Annotated in this window: 16 protein-coding genes and 4 pseudogenes; 10 read left to right on the forward strand and 10 right to left on the reverse strand. The window is 71.7% G+C overall.

The genetic code is table 11. The features are described 5' to 3' along the window. Positions 1 to 93 precede the first annotated feature (93 nt). The 4 genes from ABZ117_RS22805 to ABZ117_RS22820 form a co-directional block, all read right to left on the reverse strand. Complete coding sequence (locus ABZ117_RS22805; RefSeq protein ID WP_356823462.1) at positions 94 to 789, reverse strand: response regulator transcription factor; 696 nt, start codon at positions 787 to 789, stop codon at positions 94 to 96. Beyond that, positions 786 to 2,012: a sensor histidine kinase gene (locus ABZ117_RS22810; protein WP_356823464.1), complete on the reverse strand. Its 1,227-nt coding sequence runs from the start codon at positions 2,010 to 2,012 to the stop codon at positions 786 to 788. The genes ABZ117_RS22805 and ABZ117_RS22810 overlap by 4 nt, the downstream gene beginning before the upstream one ends. Positions 2,013 to 2,181: 169 nt before the next feature. After that, the gene (locus ABZ117_RS22815) at positions 2,182 to 2,697 is read right to left on the reverse strand and encodes a hypothetical protein (RefSeq protein ID WP_356823466.1); all 516 of its coding nucleotides are present in this window, start codon (positions 2,695 to 2,697) and stop codon (positions 2,182 to 2,184) included. 208 nt (positions 2,698 to 2,905) lie between these two features. After that, positions 2,906 to 3,682, reverse strand: a complete 777-nt coding sequence (locus tag ABZ117_RS22820; RefSeq protein ID WP_356823468.1) for a hypothetical protein — start codon at positions 3,680 to 3,682, stop codon at positions 2,906 to 2,908. Between the two features lie 569 nt (positions 3,683 to 4,251). Here ABZ117_RS22820 and ABZ117_RS22825 point away from each other — a divergent pair. Genes ABZ117_RS22825 through sbnB form a run of 4 tightly spaced genes read left to right on the forward strand, consistent with a single transcriptional unit; the run spans position 4,252 to position 8,013 of the window. Next, positions 4,252 to 4,470, forward strand: coding sequence for an MbtH family NRPS accessory protein (locus tag ABZ117_RS22825; RefSeq protein ID WP_356823470.1), 219 nt, complete (start codon positions 4,252 to 4,254; stop codon positions 4,468 to 4,470). Between the two features lie 33 nt (positions 4,471 to 4,503). After that, entirely contained in the window at positions 4,504 to 5,991 is a 1,488-nt protein-coding gene (locus tag ABZ117_RS22830; RefSeq protein WP_356823472.1) for an MFS transporter, read from the forward strand. Then, positions 5,978 to 6,997 carry a 2,3-diaminopropionate biosynthesis protein SbnA gene (sbnA, locus tag ABZ117_RS22835; protein WP_356823474.1) on the forward strand — a complete coding sequence of 340 codons (1,020 nt, stop codon included), beginning with the start codon at positions 5,978 to 5,980 and terminating at the stop codon, positions 6,995 to 6,997. Before ABZ117_RS22830 ends, sbnA begins: the two co-directional genes overlap by 14 nt. After that, positions 6,991 to 8,013: a 2,3-diaminopropionate biosynthesis protein SbnB gene (sbnB, locus tag ABZ117_RS22840; protein WP_356823476.1), complete on the forward strand. Its 1,023-nt coding sequence runs from the start codon at positions 6,991 to 6,993 to the stop codon at positions 8,011 to 8,013. The genes sbnA and sbnB overlap by 7 nt, the downstream gene beginning before the upstream one ends. A 311-nt stretch (positions 8,014 to 8,324) precedes the next feature. Here the strand turns inward: sbnB and ABZ117_RS22845 are convergent, their stop codons facing one another. Next, complete coding sequence (locus ABZ117_RS22845) at positions 8,325 to 9,050, reverse strand: lytic polysaccharide monooxygenase (protein WP_356823477.1); 726 nt, start codon at positions 9,048 to 9,050, stop codon at positions 8,325 to 8,327. A 616-nt stretch (positions 9,051 to 9,666) separates the two neighbouring features. On the opposite strand from ABZ117_RS22845, the gene ABZ117_RS22850 reads away from it, so the two are divergent. The 4 genes and pseudogenes from ABZ117_RS22850 (at position 9,667) to ABZ117_RS22865 (ending at position 12,392) form a co-directional block, all read left to right on the forward strand. After that, positions 9,667 to 10,092 (forward strand): DoxX family protein, encoded by a 426-nt coding sequence (locus ABZ117_RS22850; protein ID WP_356823479.1) that lies wholly within the window; start codon positions 9,667 to 9,669, stop codon positions 10,090 to 10,092. A gap of 16 nt (positions 10,093 to 10,108) precedes the next feature. After that, positions 10,109 to 10,279, forward strand: a pseudogene (locus ABZ117_RS22855) (DoxX family protein); the annotation flags it as partial. 353 nt (positions 10,280 to 10,632) lie between these two features. Then, entirely contained in the window at positions 10,633 to 12,159 is a 1,527-nt protein-coding gene (locus ABZ117_RS22860; protein WP_356823481.1) for a glycosyl hydrolase family 18 protein, read from the forward strand. Between the two features lie 95 nt (positions 12,160 to 12,254). Then, the gene (locus ABZ117_RS22865; RefSeq protein ID WP_356823483.1) at positions 12,255 to 12,392 is read left to right on the forward strand and encodes a hypothetical protein; all 138 of its coding nucleotides are present in this window, start codon (positions 12,255 to 12,257) and stop codon (positions 12,390 to 12,392) included. Positions 12,393 to 12,430: 38 nt separating this feature from the next. On the opposite strand, the gene ABZ117_RS22870 is transcribed toward ABZ117_RS22865, so the two are convergent. From ABZ117_RS22870 to ABZ117_RS22880, 3 genes and pseudogenes are all read right to left on the reverse strand, one after another. Beyond that, the gene (locus ABZ117_RS22870) at positions 12,431 to 13,216 is read right to left on the reverse strand and encodes a hypothetical protein (protein ID WP_356823485.1); all 786 of its coding nucleotides are present in this window, start codon (positions 13,214 to 13,216) and stop codon (positions 12,431 to 12,433) included. 185 nt (positions 13,217 to 13,401) lie between these two features. Beyond that, positions 13,402 to 13,559: pseudogene (locus ABZ117_RS22875) on the reverse strand (SAM-dependent methyltransferase); the annotation flags it as partial. Further along, positions 13,559 to 13,755, reverse strand: a pseudogene (locus ABZ117_RS22880) (alpha/beta fold hydrolase); the annotation flags it as partial. The pseudogenes ABZ117_RS22875 and ABZ117_RS22880, both read right to left, overlap by 1 nt. Before the next feature lie 69 nt (positions 13,756 to 13,824). Between ABZ117_RS22880 and ABZ117_RS22885 the strand changes: the two are divergent. Further along, positions 13,825 to 13,941 (forward strand): annotated as a pseudogene (locus ABZ117_RS22885) (AraC family transcriptional regulator); the annotation flags it as partial. A 147-nt stretch (positions 13,942 to 14,088) separates the two neighbouring features. On the opposite strand, the gene ABZ117_RS22890 reads toward ABZ117_RS22885, so the two are convergent. Then, positions 14,089 to 14,505 (reverse strand): SRPBCC family protein, encoded by a 417-nt coding sequence (locus tag ABZ117_RS22890; RefSeq protein WP_356823486.1) that lies wholly within the window; start codon positions 14,503 to 14,505, stop codon positions 14,089 to 14,091. Between the two features lie 26 nt (positions 14,506 to 14,531). After that, positions 14,532 to 15,542: an aldo/keto reductase gene (locus tag ABZ117_RS22895; RefSeq protein WP_356823488.1), complete on the reverse strand. Its 1,011-nt coding sequence runs from the start codon at positions 15,540 to 15,542 to the stop codon at positions 14,532 to 14,534. Positions 15,543 to 15,684: 142 nt separating this feature from the next. Between ABZ117_RS22895 and ABZ117_RS22900 the strand changes: the two genes are divergently transcribed. Further along, positions 15,685 to 16,587, forward strand: coding sequence for a LysR substrate-binding domain-containing protein (locus ABZ117_RS22900; RefSeq protein WP_356823490.1), 903 nt, complete (start codon positions 15,685 to 15,687; stop codon positions 16,585 to 16,587). Positions 16,588 to 16,701: the final 114 nt, after the last annotated feature.

A 16,701-nucleotide genomic window follows, 5' to 3' on the forward strand; every position in this document is an offset into this window, starting at 1 on the left:
GTCCCTGTGCGGCGATTCCCGGGTACTGCGGCTGCGGTACGCGGCGGGTCGTCCTACCGCCCGGACAGGGCGTTCCGCAGCCGTACCGGGCGCTCAACCAGGCACTGAGGGACGGGCCGCCGTCGTCGCCGCGCTGACCAGACCGCACTGGTAGGCGATGACCACCAGCTGGGCACGGTCGCGGGCGGCCAGTTTGGTCATGGCCCGGTTGATGTGGGTCTTGGCCGTCAGCGGACTCACGAACAGGCGCCCGGCGATCTCGTCGTTCGACAGTCCCAGTGCGACAAGCCCCACGACGTCGCGTTCCCGTCGCGTCAGGCATGCCAGCCGCTCGTGCACGGCTGTGCCGCACGGTGCCGGCTGCGCCAGGAACCGCCTGATCAGGCCGCGGGTCGCCGAGGGCGACAGCAGGGCGTCCCCGGCGGCGACCATGCGGACGGCGTCGAGCAGCTCTTCGGGGCGGGCACCCTTGCCGAGGAAGCCGCTCGCGCCCGCCCGCAGTGCCTCCGCCACGTACTCGTCGTCCTCGAAGGTGGTCAGGATGAGGACCTTCACCGATGCGAGGTCCTCCGCCTCGCCGATCAGCCGTGTGGCGACGAGGCCGTCCATCTCGGGCATGCGGATGTCCATCAGGATCACGTCCGGTTGGTGCGTCCGCGCCAGCTCCACCGCCTCGCGGCCGTTGGACGCCTCGCCCACGATCTCCATGTCGTCGGCGGAGTCGAACAGCATCCTGAAGGTGCCCCGCAACAGCGCCTGGTCGTCGGCGAGCAGTACGCGGATCGTCATGCCCATCTCTCCTCGGCAGCCTGCCCGATCGGTGCCGCCGTTGCCGCGGTCGGCCGCAGCGGCAGTTCGGCGGTCACGGTGAAACCCCCGTCGGGGCGCCCGGCCGCCTCCAGTTTTCCCCCGACGCTGGCCGCACGCTCGCGCATCCCGATCAGCCCATGACCGGTCCCGGGGTGAGGCTCGTGCGATCCGGCCTGCCCGTCGTCCTCCACGGTGATCGTCAGCCATTGAGGACGGTAGTGCAGGTAGAGACGGGCGTGATCGGCCCCGGCGTGCTTGCGCACATTCGTCAGGGCCTCCTGCACGATGCGGTACGCGGCCAGGTCCACCGCCGGTGCCAGTGGCTCGGCCAGGCCGTTCCGCGTGTGCCTGACGGACAGGCCGACCCGCTCGAAGGACGCCAGAAGCGCCGGTACCTGCGCCAGCCCCGGCATCGGATCCCGCGGTGCTTTCGGATCGTCGGACTGCCGCAAGAGGCCCACGGTGACCCGGAGCTCCTCCAGCGCGGACCGGCTGGTGTCCCGGATGCCCTCCAAAGCGGTGACCAGCTGCTCCGGCCGCCGCTCCCCCAGATGAACGGCGACACCGGCCTGCGCGTTGATCAAAGCGATGTGATGCGCGACGACGTCATGCAGCTCGCGCGCGATCCGCACCCGCTCGGCCGCCACCCGCTGCCGGGCCTCCTGCTCACGGGTCCGCTCCGCGTGCGCCGCCCGTTCCTCCACGGCCGCCACGTAAGCACGGCGTGAACGCACCCCGTCCCCCACGGCGGCGGGCAGAGCCGTCCAGGCCAGCATCGCCGCGTTGTCCGGAGCCAGCCACGACCCCGGCCCGAACGCCATGGCCGCCCCGACCAGCAGGAGAGCCGAGGCGGACGCCACGACCCAGGTGGTCCGCCGGTCCGTCCGGGCGGCCACGGTGTAGACGGACACGATGACCGGGCTCGTCACCAGCGGACTCTCCCGGACCCCGAACACCTGGAAGACCATTCCGCAGGCGAGGGCGGTGACCAGTACGCCGAACGGGTGGTGGCGCCGCCACAGCAACGCGAAGCAGCCGACCGCCGCCAGCGCGACGGCAGGCCACCGGAACGCAACCCGGTGCTCGTGCGGGATGACGGACGCGGCCACGACCGACAGCACGAACAGCACGGCCGGCCCCAGTACGTCCAGCGTGCCGACCGGGGTTCCCGCTCCCCTTCGCCAACCGGTGATCACTGCCATGCCACCACGGTAGGGCCGATGCCCGAACGCCGCCGGTTCGTCCGGCCCGGTTCACTGCTCGGCCGGGGCGGAGGGGGTGGCGACGGTTCGGCGTGCCTCTTCCGGCAGGTCAGGCGGAGGGGCACGGCTTGGCCGTGATCAGCATGCCAGGCCGGGCACTACCGTCGGCTCACCGGGGAAGGGGGCCGATGCCGGAGTGGCGACCTGGGCGGAGTGCGGCGTGACGTTGCCCGGGACCAAGGCCGCTGCGGGCTGCGAGCCTGTCGGCGACAGCGCCCGTGGCGAAGGCGTAGACGGCCTTGTGCAGGACGTCCAGTACGAGCTCTTTTCTCGGCCAGGTGGAGGGCGGAGCGCCCACGCCGGTGGCGTTCTCGAGGATCTGGTCGTTGGTGAGACGGACGACAGTGAACTTGGCGGATGCGAGTGGCCCCCGCAGTCCCGCCTGAGCCATGATCGAGCGCAGGACGCCGAGCAGTGCGGCCTGGCCGAAGTGCATGGCCCAGTTGACCGGCAGTGGCTGTGCCCCGTCGTGTTCCGGCAGGCCGGTCAGACGCTGAAGAACGCGGGCCGGTACGTGGGAATCGGGCCGGCCGGTGACCGCTTGCTCGAGTTTCTCGCCGAGGGTCATCACGACTCCCCCGGCAGTACCGGCGACCAACCCCTGCCACAGTGCACGCCTGATCATGTCCTGCGGGTACCCGCCGGCGCGCCCCTGACCCACCCGGTCCCAGCTTGGAGGGGTGGGCCAGGCGGCGGCCCAGCCGCAGGACCGGGATGAGTACGAGGGCGCGGCGGGCCAGGGAAATGAGGCAGGTGGGCAGGGAGAGGCGGGCCAGGGTGTCGGTGGAGGCCGGCGTGTCGTCGTCCGGCCTCATCAGGGACGAGTCCGGCGGTCAGCGGGTGTCTGAGCGTCCTTCCACCCGCTGGAGGATCTCCTCGCTGAGCCGCCACCGGTCGGTGTCATGGCGGAATCGAAGTCCTCGCTGAGACTTGATGATGTCGGCGAGCCGCCTCAGCTGCGCCGCGTCAAGATCGTCGATCATGAGCCTGGTGAGCAGCATGGCGAGGTACTGCTCGAACGCGCTGCGCGAGTGCTCGATGGCCGCGAGTGCGGCGTCGAAGTTCCGCAGCTCCCGGCTGGCCTGCATCATGGCCAGGGCAGTGACGCGTTCCTCGTCGCTCCCCTCTCGCAGCCACCGCAGAACTTCGGCCGGCTCGAACGGCTGCTCCTCCGAGAGACGACGAGCCCGGGAGACGATCTCTTCCATGGCGCGGGTGCGGTCCGGGCCTGGGCGCATCGAGCGGCGAACAGACCTGTAGTTGGCGGCGATGGGCCCCGCGGCGTCCAGCAGGGCCTGCGCCTCGGCGCGCAGTTGGCCGGCCGTGGTCGGGTCCCCCCGACGCTCGGACTCCTCTGCCGCCGCGAATCTCTCCGCTGCGGCCGCGCGGAGCCTCAGGCTGGCTCCCCCGAGTTCGAAACTCTCGATGCGGTTACCGAGGAGAGCGAGAACGAGTAAGACGCCGCCGAAGGCGAGCAGCACTCCCGTGCCTGTCCCGTTCTGGGTCACGAATACCGCGAGCACCCCCGTCCCGAAGGACCCTGCGCCCAGTAGACCTGTGAGCACCCGTAGGACGGGCGTGAGCAGGGACGGTGTCGGACGAGGTTCCACGTACTCTTCTCCTTCGCTTCGTGGGGCGGGAAGTTCGCTTCGTACGGCAGGAAGTTACCGCGAACGGCCCGGTGCGCGGCGCGGTCTGCTCACGCGGCAGGGAGCCTTGGGTGCCGTAGTCGTTGCCCGCGATCGGTCGGCCACCGAGCGGCACCGCTCCGGCGGGATCAGGTCGCTTCCGTCAGTGCGGGCGAGCGGCCGGGCGGCCGACAGGTACTCGGACAGGGCGGCCACTACCGGGGACTCGGCCGGCATCGTCAGGGGGAGGGTGGAGCTGCGTCGCGCTCCGGGCGCGGTCGGCCGGCGCGGTCCGGACGGAGTGGTACGGACGGAGGGGTACGGACGGAGGGGTACGGACGGAGGGGTACGCGGTCATGCGCCTCAGCGTCGCCACCGGGCCGTTGCCGCTCCGAGAGAACAACCGGCAGTCACGTCGGCAGCGTTGAGGTCGCGGTGACTGCGCCTCCTTCTCTGCAACCGGGCCGGGCGGCTGCGGCAGGCTCCTTGACGCCGCCTCCGGTCACGTGAGGTTCGTGACGCGACAGTTCACACCCGAGGGAGGGCCAGCCGTGGCCGAGGAAGACATCGACGAGCGTGCGTACCGCGTCGTCCTCGACGACGAGGAGCAGTACTCGGTCTGGCGTGCCGACCGCGAACTGCCGCTCGGCCGGCACGCCGAGGGCCCTGCGGGCACCCGGGCCGAATGCCCGGCCCACATCGGCACCGTCTGGACCGACCTGCGACCGCTCGGTCTGCGCCGGCAGATGGAGCGGGCGGCGCGCGGCTAGCGTCCGGCCCGGGCCGGACGAGGAGGGTGACAGATGACGAGCCCCGACACGAGCGCGCCGGCGGACACGCGACCGCCGGACCCGCCGGATTCGGCCACCGCCGATCCGGTGGTCCCGCTGCATCGTGACCGCGACTTCCTGCTGCTGTGGGGTGGGTCGGCGGTCTCCCTGCTCAGCTCGACGGCGACCACCATCGCCTGCCCGCTGCCGGTCGTGGCCCTCACCGGCTCGCCGTTCGCCGCCGGACCGGCCGGATCCGTGGCGCTGCTGCCCGCGCTGCTCCTCCCCCTGCCGGCCACGCTGCTCCTCCCCCTGCCGGCCGGCGCCCTGGTGGACCGCCGGCCCCGCGGGCGGCTGATGATCCGGTGCGCCGCGCCGCGCGCGCTCGGCGCGGCGGCCATCGCGGTCGCCGCCACCCTCGGTGTCCTGGGTCTGCCGCTGGTGCTGGCCGTGAGCTTCGCCGAGGGCGTGCTGACGGTGTTCCACGGGTTCGCCGCGCACGCGGCCGTCCCGAACGTCGTGCCGCCGGGCCAGCTCTCGCCGGCCGTGTCCCGCAACGAGGCGCGGAGGCGGGCCGCCGTGATGCCCGGGACGCCGCTCGGCGGTGTGCTCTTCGGTCTCGGCCGGGCCGTCCCGTTCCCGACCGACGCGCTGGCCTACCCGGTCTCGCCGACCGTACCGCTGTTCATCCGCGAGCAGTTCGAGGCCGAGCGGTCCGCCCGCACCGGCAGCACGTGCGAGCAGGTCCGCGAGGGCCGGGGGTGGCTGTGGCGACACCCCTTCCTGCGTACCACCACCCTGCTGGTGGCCGGCAGCAACCTGATGTTCCGGGCGCTGTTCCCGCTGAAGTTCCGGGCGCTGTTCCTGGTCGCCATCGTGCTGTCCACCGACGTCGGCGCGTCCTCGGCGGGAGTGGGCCTGACGGTCCGCCTAGCGGGGGCCGGGGACGTCCTCGGCTCGCTGGCGGCGCCGTGGCTCGCCCGCCGCGCCGGACTGGGCGCCCTGGTGATCGGGGCGAACCGGGCGGGGGCGGTTGATGGCCGTGATCGCCCTCAGCCGCGACCCGTTCGCGCTCACCCCCGCCTACGCCGCCGGGTGGTTCGTCGGACCGCCGCGGAACGTGGCGCTCGGCAGCTACCGACTGAGCATCATCCCGGACCGGTGGCGCGGCCGGGTGCTCGCGGCGATGAGCACGCTGTCCGACGGGGCACTGCCGATCGGCTCGCTGCACGGCGGGTTGCTGCTCGACTCGGCCGGTGCGCGGACCGCCGCGCCGGCGCCGGCGGGCTGGATGGTGCTCATCGCCGGCGCCGCCCCGGTCGCCCGTTCCGTACGCGCCGCGTCCGGCCCGCCGGCTCGGTGGACCGCCGGGCCCCGGCCCGGCCGCGGCTCTCATCCCCACCGCACCCGGCCGGCGCACACACCCTCGATCCAGTGCTGACAGGAGGAACCAGCGTGTTCCGCACCATCCTCGGGCCGTGCCCCGACCCGACGGGGCGAGGCCACCATGCCGGAACCTGACGACGGGCCGGCCGGCGTTCTCGGCACGATCGGCGGCACCCCGCTGGTCGAACTCGCCAAGCTCGCTCCGGGCCGGCACTTCACCACGTACGCCAAGCTGGAGGCCTTCAACCCCGGCGGCAGCATGAAGGACCGCTCGGCCCTGGAGATGCTCCGCGAGCTGATCCGGGACGGCACCCTCGTGCCCGGCCGGTCGGTCGTCGTCGAATCGAGCTCCGGCAACCTCGGCATCGGGCTCGCCCAGGTCTGCGCCTACTACGGGCTCCGGTTCATCTGCGTGGTGGACCCCCGCACCAACCGGCAGAACATCGCCGTGATGCGGGCCCTCGGCGCGGAGGTCGAGGTGGTGAGCGAGTGCGACCCGGAGACCGGTGAGTACCTGCCCGTCCGGATCCGCCGCATCAGCCAACTGATCGCCCGCGTCCCCGGCGCCTACTGGCCCAACCAGTACGCCAACCCGCTGAACCCCCGGGCGCACCGGCAGACGATGCGCGAGATCCTGGAGGCGGCGCCGGGCGGCATCGACTACGTGTTCTGCGCGACGAGTTCGTGCGGCACGCTGCGCGGCTGCGCGGAGTACGTCCGGGACCGGGGGCTGCCGGTGACCGTGGTCGCGGTGGACGCCAGGGGGAGCGCCATCTTCGGCGGTGTCCCGGCGTCCCGGCTGATCCCGGGTCACGGCGCGGCCGTACGGCCGGCGCTCTACCGCGACGGGCTCGCCGACGAGGTCGTCCACGTGACGGACCTCGACTGCGTGGTCGGCTGCCGTCGGCTCGCCGCCCGCGAGGCCGTCCTCGCGGGCGGCTCCTCCGGGGCCCTGGTGGCGGCGGTCGACCAGCTGGCCGACCGCATCCCGGCGGGCGCGCGCTGCGCGGTCGTCCTGCCCGACCGCGGGGAGCGGTACCTCGACACGATCTACGACGACGAATGGGTCGCCCGCCACTTCGGCGACGTGTTCGACCTGTGGGAGGAGAAGAAGTGGGCGATGCAGGTGGCACCATGCTGATCCTGGGATCCGGCGAGGTCCACCAGGTCCTCGACGGCGCCGAGACCGAGGTCGTCGCAGCGGTACGCCGGGCCTACCTGCTGCACGAACGGGGCCGGACGGCCCTGCCGCACTCCGTCTTCCTCCGCTTCCCCGACGACCCGCGGAACCGGATCATCGGACTGCCCGCCTACCTCGGCGCGGACGAGCCGGTGGCGGGCATCAAGTGGATCGCCTCCTTCCCCGGCAACGCCGCGTGCGGCCTGGAACGCGCCTCGGCCGCGTTGATCCTCAATTCCATGGCCACCGGGCAGCCGGAGGCCCTGCTGGAGGGCTCGGTGATCTCGGCGCGGCGCACCGCGGCGAGCGCCGCCCTCGCGGCGGTGGCGCTGGGCTCGTCCGTTCCCGAGACCGGCGCCTCCCTGATCGGCTGCGGCGTGATCGGCTTCGAGATCCTGGCCTATCTCCGGGCCGTCCTGCCCGACCTCGCCGCGGTCACCGTGTTCGACCTCGACCGTTCCCGGGCGGAGGCTTTCGCCGCCCGCTGCCAGGCCCGCTGGCCCGGACTGAAGGCCGAGGTCGCCGAGAGCGCCGAGGAGGCGCTCGCCGGCCACCGGCTGGTCTGCCTGGCGACCACCGCAGCCGCCCCGCACCTGACCACCGACGCCTGCCGGCCCGGCACCCTGGTCCTGCACGTGTCCCTGCGCGACCTGACCCCGGGGAGCATCCTGACCGTCGTCAACGTGGTCGACGACGCGGACCACGTGTGCCGCGAGTCGACCTCCCTGCACCTGGCCGAACGGCTGTGCGGCAACCGGGACTTCATCGCCACCTCCATCGGTTCCGTCCTGAACACCGGGGAACCCTTCCGGCGCCCCGAGGACCGCGTCACCGTGTTCTCCCCGTTCGGCCTGGGCACCCTCGACCTCGCCCTCGCCGACCTCGTCCGCCGCCGCGCCGAATCCCTGGGGCTGGGCACCCGGGTACCGGACTTCCTGCCCGCCCCCGCCGACGCGGCTGACCGGCTGACCGGCTGACCGGCTGACCGGCTGACCGGCTGACCGGCAACGGTCGGGGCATCGGCCCGGCGCCGGTTGCCGCCGTCCCGGCGAGGGGGCGCCGTGTGGAGGGCGGAGGCCCGCCGCCGCGGGTCCTGTCTCGCTCGGCTGGTTCCTGCGGGCCGGCCGCTGCCGGACGCCCTCGCGGCCAGGGTCCGCGCCCGGCCCGGCCTGCCCGCCACGCCGGACGGCCCGCCGGTGCGCGACCGGTGTCGGGGCAGCGGGAGCCGCCGGCATTCGGGCCCGTCGGCGCCCGGGGGAAGCGCGCGCCGACGGGCCGGGATCGCGGTCTAGCAGGCTCCCAGGTCTTCCCACACACCCCACTGGCCGGTGGTGCCGGGCTTGTCGCCCGTCACCCACCACTTGGCGCGCCAGGTGTGGCCGCCGTACGTGACGGTGTCGCCGCCGTTGTAGACGCGCGCGGGGTCCCAGGCCGAAGCGGTGCAGGTGGTCCCACCGCCGCCACCGGTGCCGCCACCGCCACCGCCACCACTGTCGCCACCGCCGATGTTGACATCGACGCAGGAGTAGAAGGCGTTGGCCGTGTCCGCGACGTTCCAGACGGCGAGCACCTTCTGACGGCCGGTGAAGTTGCCGAAGTTCACCTGCTGGCTGACGTCCGCGGCCGGCTGCTGGTTGCCGCCGGCGAACTCGGCGATCTTCTGGCCACCGATGAAGTACTGCCAGTTCGCGGTGGAGTGCCGCGCCGTGTTGTGCCACGTGAACGTCGCCGTCGTGCCGACCGGCGTCACCTTCCAGCCCTTGCTGTCGTTGTCCAGCTCGGCGTACTCCGCGTGCCCGCCACTACAGCTCTGGAGGCCCTTCGGGCCCTCGACGCTCTGCGGCTCGTACTTGATCTGACCGCAGTCGACGACGCCATCGGCGCACTGCTGCTGCCGGCTCGCGGGCAACGTCACCCAGCCGTGCGCGCTGGCCGTGCTCGCCGGGAGGCTGACGGCGAGCACCGGAGCGACCAGTGCTCCGATCGTGAGAGCCGCTCGTCTTTTCCTGTTCATGCCGTGCCACTTCCTTCGGTGTGTGTCAAAACCGTCGCTTGTGAAGTCCGGCCTCACCGATCGTGCGTGGGATGCGCGGTCCGCACCGGCCGCGCGTCCCGCCGGGCCCGGCGAGGCACTCGGGCACGGTGACGCCCGGCGCGTGCCGCACCGCGCGGCAGGTCCGTGCGAACGACGCCATGGGCCGGGGGCGGGGGCCGACGCAGGTCTGGACCTGACGCCCACTAGGTCTAGACCATAACCTCGGACCGGGCGCGGTCAAGAGGCTCGGCAAGGTGAGTGCGGACCCGCAGGGCGCACTTGGCGCGCGACACCGAACCTCCGAACTTTTCTTCGTATTGGTCTAGACAACTCCGGCTGGACAGTTCACAGTTCGACTGCACGCGTACCCCGGGCGACATCCGAACCCCCGCCACCCCGCGGCGCGGCAGCGTCCGACGCACCCGCGCCATCCGCCGGACCGCCGCCCCGAGTACCACGCACCGACGCCGTCCGGCCCGGCACGCCAGCAAACGCGATCCAGCTCGCACAGCCCCCAACGCGGCGCGGCGGCCGCGAGGCCGCCGCACGAGAGAGGAGCACCTCCCATGGAAGCGCTGGAAGAAGCAAGGAGCACGTGCTCGGACTGTTCCGGATCGTCGTGGGGCTGCTGTTCGCCTGCCATGGAGCCGCGGCCCTGTTCGGCATCCTGGGCGGCCCGCACGGCGCCGAACCGCACTTCGCCGCATGGCCCGACTGGTGGGCCGCAGCCATCCAACTGGTCGGCGGGGCACTGGTTCTGACCGGTCTCGGGACCCGCGTCGCGGCCCTGCTGTGCTCGGGGTCCATGGCGTACGCCTACTTCGACGTGCACCAGGCCCACGGCGTCCTCCCCATCGAGAACGGCGGAGAACCGGCGGCCATGTTCTGCTGGTCCTTCCTCCTCATCGCCGCCCTCGGACCCGGGCGTTGGGCACTGGCGTCCCTGCTTCCCTCCCGGCGGCGGCCCGGCACCGGGTGGCCGACCGGGACGCGGTCCCGGAACACGCCGACATCCGCATGAGCCGCCTCCGCGCCCACCGATCGAGAACGGCGGAGAACCGGCGGCCATGTTCTGCTGGTCCTTCCTCCTCATCGCCGCCCTCGGACCCGGGCGTTGGGCACTGGCGTCCCTGCTTCCCTCCCGGCGGCGGCCCGGCACCGGGTGGCCGACCGGGACGCGGTCCCGGAACACGCCGACATCCGCATGAGCCGCCTCCGCGCCCACCGGTCGCCGGCTCGTGAGCGGGCGTCACATGCCGTCGGCCGCGGGACTCCGCGACCGGTGGGCCCGAGGAGAAGCGTCTCCCCAGCCGCCCGCGAACAACTGCGGCAGGACGCATCACCCCGGCACTCAGGCACCCCGATACAGATTCGTGAGTGGTCCAGTCCACCGCCGGGTGCCCTGTGCAGGCAAGGGGCGCGCAGGCCCGCAAATTGGTCTAGTCCCTTCTTGGTCCAGACCATTGACCCACCCGTCTGACGGGCGTTATTCCAGTAGTCGGCAACACCCGCCCCGCACACGGACATTGGCCACCCTCCCCCACCACACACCGGGACTGACATGAGACTCGCGCTTCCCTTCCGCGCGGCCCTCACCGCAGGCGCCACCATGGCGGCCGCGATGGGCCTCGCCCTCACGGGAACCGGCACCGCCCAGGCCGCGACACCACTGCCGAACCACGTCTTCGCCCCCTACTTCGAGGCCTGGACCAGTGAAAGCCCCGCCGCCCTGTCCGCCCAGTCGGGCGCCAAGCACCTGACGATGGCGTTCTTGCAGACCGCCGCCAAGGGCTCCTGCACGCCGTACTGGAGCGGCGACACGAGCATGCCGGTCGCCGCATCGACCTTCGGCACCGACATCAAGACGATCCAGGGCAACGGCGGCGACGTCATCCCCTCGTTCGGGGGCTACACGGCCGACACCACCGGCACCGAGATCGCCGACAGCTGCACCGACGTCCAGCAGATCGCCGCCGCGTACGAGAAGGTCATCACCACCTACGACATCTCGCGGCTCGACATGGACATCGAGGTCGACTCGCTCGACAACACCGCCGCGATCGACCGCCGCAACAAGGCCATCAAGCTGGTCCAGGACTGGGCGGCGGCCAACGGGCGCAAGGTGGAGATCTCCTACACCCTGCCGACCACCACCCACGGCCTCGCGGACAGCGGCGAGGCACTGCTGCGCAACGCGGTGAGCAACGGCGCCCGGGTCGACGTCGTGAACCTCATGACGTTCGACTACTACGACAACCAGCCCCACGACATGGCGAAGGACACCCAGACCGCCGCCCAGGGCCTGTACGACCTGCTCGCCCAGTTGTACCCGGGCAAGACCCCGGCCCAGCTGTGGAACATGGTCGGCGTCACCGAAATGCCGGGCGTCGACGACTTCGGCAAGGCGGAGACCTTCACCCTGGCCAACGCCCGGACCGTGTACGACTGGGCGGTCGCCAAGGGCATCAACACCCTGTCCTTCTGGGCGCTACAGCGGGACAACGGCAGCTGCGCGGGCGGTGCCGCCGCGGACAACTGCTCGGGCATCGAGCAGAACACGTGGGACTTCACCCACGTCTTCGCGCCGTTCACCGGTGGCGGCGCCACCACTCCGTCCAACGACTTCTCCGTCGCGCTCAGCCCGGCCTCCGGGACCGTGACGGCCGGCCAGTCCGCGACGGCCACCGTGAAGACGGCCGTGACGAAGGGTGACGCCCAGAGCGTGAAGCTCAGCGTCAGCGGGGCCCCGGCGGGCGTCACCGCCTCCTTCAACCCGACGTCGGTCACCGCGGGCGGCTCCTCCACGCTCACCCTGGCCACCACCTCGGCCGCGGCCTCGGGCACCTACACGGTCACCGTGACCGGTGCGGGCGCAACGGGAAGCCACTCGGTGACGTACTCCCTGACCATCACCGGCGGTTCCGGCAGCCAGTGCACGGCCGCCCCGTGGGCCAAGGCCACCGTCTACACCGGCGGCCAGCAGGTCTCGTACAAGGGCCACACCTGGAAGGCCAAGTGGTGGACGACGGGTGAGGAGCCCGGCACCACCGGCGAGTGGGGCGTCTGGCAGGACCTCGGCGCCTGCTGAACCCACCTCGTCACCGCCCGGATGGCGCGGCTGAGCAAGTTCGGATGCCGGCGTTCGTGACCCGGTCGGCGGGCTGAGCAGAAGCCCGCGGACGGGTGTGCGAGGAGCGGCAGCTGCGCCACCGGGTCCCCGGCACCGACCGCGACCACCCGGGCTGGCGGCCCGCCGAACTGATCGGCGGGCCGCCGGCCTGCTGCCTCACCGAGCGGGCACCGTTCGGCCCGGACGGGTGACGTACCACCCTGGCCGGGGGCGTGACCGCGCCTTCGGCCTACTTCAGTTTCACTTCGTCACCGGCCGACACGACCCGTGCGGTCGTCGTCGTGCCGGGGAAGTACCAGCGCCAGCTGCCGGCCGAGCCGGCGGTGACCTTCGTGCTGAGCAGCCCTGAGGTGCCCGTCCGTACCGTCTTGACGGTGCGGTAGTGGGCGGCTCCGGCCGACTTGAACTGGAGCTGCACGTTCTGCCCGGTGAATCCGTAGTACTTCAGGTCTTCCCAGTGGGCCCGGGTCAGCTTGCCGGAGACGGTCAGCTCGGCGCCCTTGGTGACGGGCTCGGGTGAGGCGTCGGTGGTGAGCTTGGAGGCGCGCTTCACCTTGAACTCAGCGATGTGGTCGGCGATCCAGTAGTCACCGTCGTTCGCCTTGACGGTGGCGTTGACCTGCCACACGCCCGCGGTGTTGTTGACGCTCTCGGGCAGGCTGTCCGGAAGCCACTGCGGGGCGACCGTCATCGTGGCGGTGCACACCGAAGTGGTGGAGCTCTTCTTCACGCACTTGGTGCCGGTCCAGTCGCCGAACCCCCAACCGTCGCTCTTGTTGAAGACGCTGACGTGCGACAGCCCCTTCACACCGGAGTTGTCCCGGATGGTGATGGCGATCGGGTAGGTGACGCGCTGGGAGGTGCCGATGACGACGTTCTTCCCGCTGTTGACGGCGGCGCCCGTGACCCGGATGTCTCCCTTCCCTTCCGCGTGGGCCCCCGTTGCCGTCAGGAGCGTCAGAGCCGCGGCCCCACCGGTCACAGCCCATGCCACTCTGATCGTTCTGTGTTTCATGATCCCTCCCCTTGGTGTGAGAGGAGAGTACACAGCGAGTGGACGACGAGCGCACAGCGTTTCCTCGGGCACGGCAGGGCAGGAAGGGCCATGCCGCGGCGGCGGATTCCGGCCGGGCACGCGGAGGCTCCATGGCGGTCGCGGCGGTCGGCCACCGCCTCCTGGGCCGGAGCCGTGGCAAAGATTCAGCGGTTGGCCGCCAGGGCGTCGTTCGGTTCCGGGCGGGGACCGCGGCCGTGCCGGACGGTGAAGTCGTACGGGGTGTGGACGGCCACCGTCCAGCCCCTTTGGTGAGGTCGCCCGCCGAGCTGGGGCGTGCCTCGCTGTCGAACAGGGCGAGCACGGAAAAACGGCGTAGCCGGTGTTCGCAGCGACGGCGATGAACGCTTGTCGGTAGCGCTCGGTGGTCAGGGACCAGCAGGACTCGGCGTCGCGGGGCACGTAGGCGTCGAGTGCACAAGTCGTGCGACTCGGACGCGGGCACGGTCGGCAGCGGCGGCGATCACCATCCCGCCGTAACTGTGGCCGACGAGCGTCGCGCCGGTGAACGCATCCACCACCCGCTGGTCCTCCTCGCCGACGGCCACGGCATCGCCCGAATCGCCTGCGCCTGCGCCTGCGGGTGGGCCAACCCGAGCAGCTTCATCGCCGGCTTCACCCACCTTGTGGGCACCACTCCGGGCCGCTACCGAGCGATCCGCCAGCACGCCATTGGTGGGCCCTGACCGCTTGCCTCTGCACCGGGTCGCCGGGGAAGTCGGTGGCGTCCACCCCCGCACGCCGAGCGCCGGGCCCGGCGGGCTGGGCCGTGTCGCCGGGCGGCTGACGCCTGCCCGGCGGCACGGCCCCGGGGCACTGCCCGCACATGTTCCTCAGACGCCGGCCGCCTGCTTCAGTGTGGCCAGCCCCTCGGTGTAGATGCCGTGGAAGAGGGCGGTGGCCTCGTCGTCGCCGACCCCTGCGGGGGTGAAGGTGCCGGACCACTCCACTCGGGACGCCCCGGAGCCGGGCACCTCGTGCACGGTCAGCGTGGAGCGGTAGTCGGTGACGGGGAAGGGCGCTTGGAGGATGGAGTAGCTGTAGGTGCGCGCCTCGTTGTCGAACGCTTCGAGACGTTCGACGATGACGCCACCTTCCTCATTGGTGAGGGTGCGGACGCGGCCGCCGTCGCCGAGCCTGCTCTGCGGAATGTACGGCAGCCAGTCCGGCAGCGAGCCGAAGCCGCCGACGAGCTGCCAGACCCGGTCGGGATCGGCGGGGATGTCGAGGGACGCGGTGGTGTGGGCCATGGTCGTCTCCTTGGCGGACGGAGGGGTCAGACGGTGGGTACGGGGGCGTGCTCGGCGATCAGCCCTTCCTCGCGCAGGGCCGTCCAGAAGGCTTGCGGAACCGTCTCACCGAGCGCGGCGACGTCCTCGGCGATGCGGCTCGGCCGCGTCGCTCCGGGGATGACCGCCGCGGTGGCCGGGTGGGCGAGGGAGAATTGCAGTGCGGCTGCCTTGATGCTGACGCCGTGCTCTGCGGCGAGGGCCTTGATCCGCTCCACCTTCGCGATGACGGAAGGTGGGGCCTGCTGGTACTCGAAGTGCTGCCCGCCTGCGAGAACGCCGGAGCTGTACGGCCCGCCGACCACGATGTCGACGTTCTGCGCGGCTGCTGCCGGCAGCAGCCGTTGCAGGGCGCGCTCGTGGTCGAGGAGGGTGTAGCGGCCGGCGAGCAGGAAGGCGTCCGGCTTCGGCTCGTCGAGGTCGAGGGTCAGTTCGAGGGGTTCGACACGGTTGACTCCCAGGCCCCAGCCCTTGATGACGCCCTCGTCTCGCAGCCCCTGGAGGACGCGGAAGGCACCGGTGCGGGCCGTTTCGTAGACGGCCAGCCACTCGTCGCCGTGGAAGTCCTGTGCGACATCATGCACCCACACGATGTCCAGCCGGTCCGTCCTCAGCCGCTTCAGACTGTCCTCGACGGAGCGCAGCGTGGCGTCCGCCGTGTAGTCGTCGACGATCTTGTTCGGGCGGCCGTGTGCGAACAGTCCGCCCTTCTCGCCCAGGTCTCGGGCGGACGGATCCTCCACCTCGTCGAGGATGACGCGGCCGACCTTCGTGCTCAGGACGAACGCGTCCCGCGGGTGAGCGGCCAGAACCTCGCCCAGCCTGATCTCGGCCAGACCCGCACCGTAGAAGGGGGCGGTGTCGAAGTAGCGGATGCCGTGCTCCCAGGCGGCCTCGACGGTGGCGGCGGCCTCCTCGTCGGGGATGGCCCGGAACATGTTGCCCAGCGGTGCGGTGCCGAAGCCCAGTGCGCCGGGCAGGAGCGAGGTGATGGACATGTAGATGATCCTTGCTGCTGTACGTGCTGCGACGGAAAGGCCCTTCCGGGCGATCCGCCGTCCCAACGTGTTCGAGGCTAGGATCCCTACTTGAGACTGTCCAAGACTTGCTTGGACATACTTGAGTCCTCAGAGGTCTTACATGCTCGATCTTCGTCAGTTGCACTACTTCGTGGCGGTCGCCGAGACCGAACACGTCGGCCGCGCCGCCGAGCGGCTGCACATCTCCCAGTCGCCGCTCAGCCGGCAGATCGCCCAACTGGAGAAGAACCTCGGACTCACCCTGTTCGAGCGGGGCCAACAGCGGATCCGGCTGACGTCGGACGGGCGGGTCTTCCTGGCCGAGGCCCAGGCGCTGCTGCGGCACGCGGACCGCCTGGAGAACCTGGGGCGCCGACTCGGCCGAGGTGAGGAGGGCGGTCTCTGCATCGGCTACATCGCCGACGCCATGCACACCGGCATTCTGCCCGGCGCGCTGCGCGCTCTGCACGACGAACGCCCCGGAATCCACGTCGCCCTGTACAGCCTGCCTCCCGCCGAGCAGTTCGAGGGTTTGCGCCAACGCAGCCTCGACATCGCCCTCGTCCAGGAACCCCCGCCGAAAGACGATCCCGACCTGCTGGCCGCCGCCTTGCTGGAGGACCCCCTGCTGCTCGTCCTGCCGGCACGCCATCCTCTGGCCGACCGGACGGACCTGACGCCGCAGGACCTCGACGGCCGGCCGTGGATCGCCGTCGAGAATCCCCAGGACCCGGGCTGGCGCGACACCTTCGTGGCTACGTGTGCCGCGTCCGGGTTCACCCCGGACATCCGCATGGAAGCCGCGGAGCCACTGACCGCGCTCGGTCTGGTCGCCTCCGGGCTCGGATTCGCGCTCGTGCAGCAGAGCATGGTCCGCGGCATGTCGGGAACCGTCGCGGTGCGCGAACTCCCCTGGCACCACAAGTGCGTCCAACTCTGGGCGACGTGGCACCGAGTCGATCTGCGCTTCGTGGTCGCGTCGTTCCGCGCGACCGTGCTCCGGTGCGGCCGCACCGGACAGTGAGCCGCTGCGAACCGAGCAAGCCCGTCGCACGCCGGTCCGGCAGCCGGCCGCGCGTCCGCGCGGATGCGCCGGCGGCCCGGCGGGGACCGGCCCCTCCATGCCCGACGCGCGGTG

This window comes from Streptomyces sp. NPDC006309, from assembly GCF_040613095.1.
Taxonomy (GTDB): domain Bacteria; phylum Actinomycetota; class Actinomycetes; order Streptomycetales; family Streptomycetaceae; genus Streptomyces.

Bases quoted from the DNA above. Each gene is read 5' to 3' on its own strand.
- ABZ117_RS22900 (WP_356823490.1), top strand. From the start codon at position 15,685: ATGCTCGATCTTCGTCAGTTGCACTACTTCGTGGCGGTCGCCGAGACC.
- ABZ117_RS22815 (WP_356823466.1), bottom strand. From the start codon at position 2,697: ATGATCAGGCGTGCACTGTGGCAGGGGTTGGTCGCCGGTACTGCCGGG.
- ABZ117_RS22890 (WP_356823486.1), bottom strand. From the start codon at position 14,505: ATGGCCCACACCACCGCGTCCCTCGACATCCCCGCCGATCCCGACCGG.
- ABZ117_RS22830 (WP_356823472.1), top strand. From the start codon at position 4,504: ATGACGAGCCCCGACACGAGCGCGCCGGCGGACACGCGACCGCCGGAC.
- ABZ117_RS22805 (WP_356823462.1), bottom strand. From the start codon at position 789: ATGACGATCCGCGTACTGCTCGCCGACGACCAGGCGCTGTTGCGGGGC.
- sbnA (WP_356823474.1), top strand. From the start codon at position 5,978: ATGCCGGAACCTGACGACGGGCCGGCCGGCGTTCTCGGCACGATCGGC.
- sbnB (WP_356823476.1), top strand. From the start codon at position 6,991: ATGCTGATCCTGGGATCCGGCGAGGTCCACCAGGTCCTCGACGGCGCC.
- ABZ117_RS22895 (WP_356823488.1), bottom strand. From the start codon at position 15,542: ATGTCCATCACCTCGCTCCTGCCCGGCGCACTGGGCTTCGGCACCGCA.
- ABZ117_RS22845 (WP_356823477.1), bottom strand. From the start codon at position 9,050: ATGAACAGGAAAAGACGAGCGGCTCTCACGATCGGAGCACTGGTCGCT.
- ABZ117_RS22870 (WP_356823485.1), bottom strand. From the start codon at position 13,216: ATGAAACACAGAACGATCAGAGTGGCATGGGCTGTGACCGGTGGGGCC.
- ABZ117_RS22860 (WP_356823481.1), top strand. From the start codon at position 10,633: ATGAGACTCGCGCTTCCCTTCCGCGCGGCCCTCACCGCAGGCGCCACC.
- ABZ117_RS22810 (WP_356823464.1), bottom strand. From the start codon at position 2,012: ATGGCAGTGATCACCGGTTGGCGAAGGGGAGCGGGAACCCCGGTCGGC.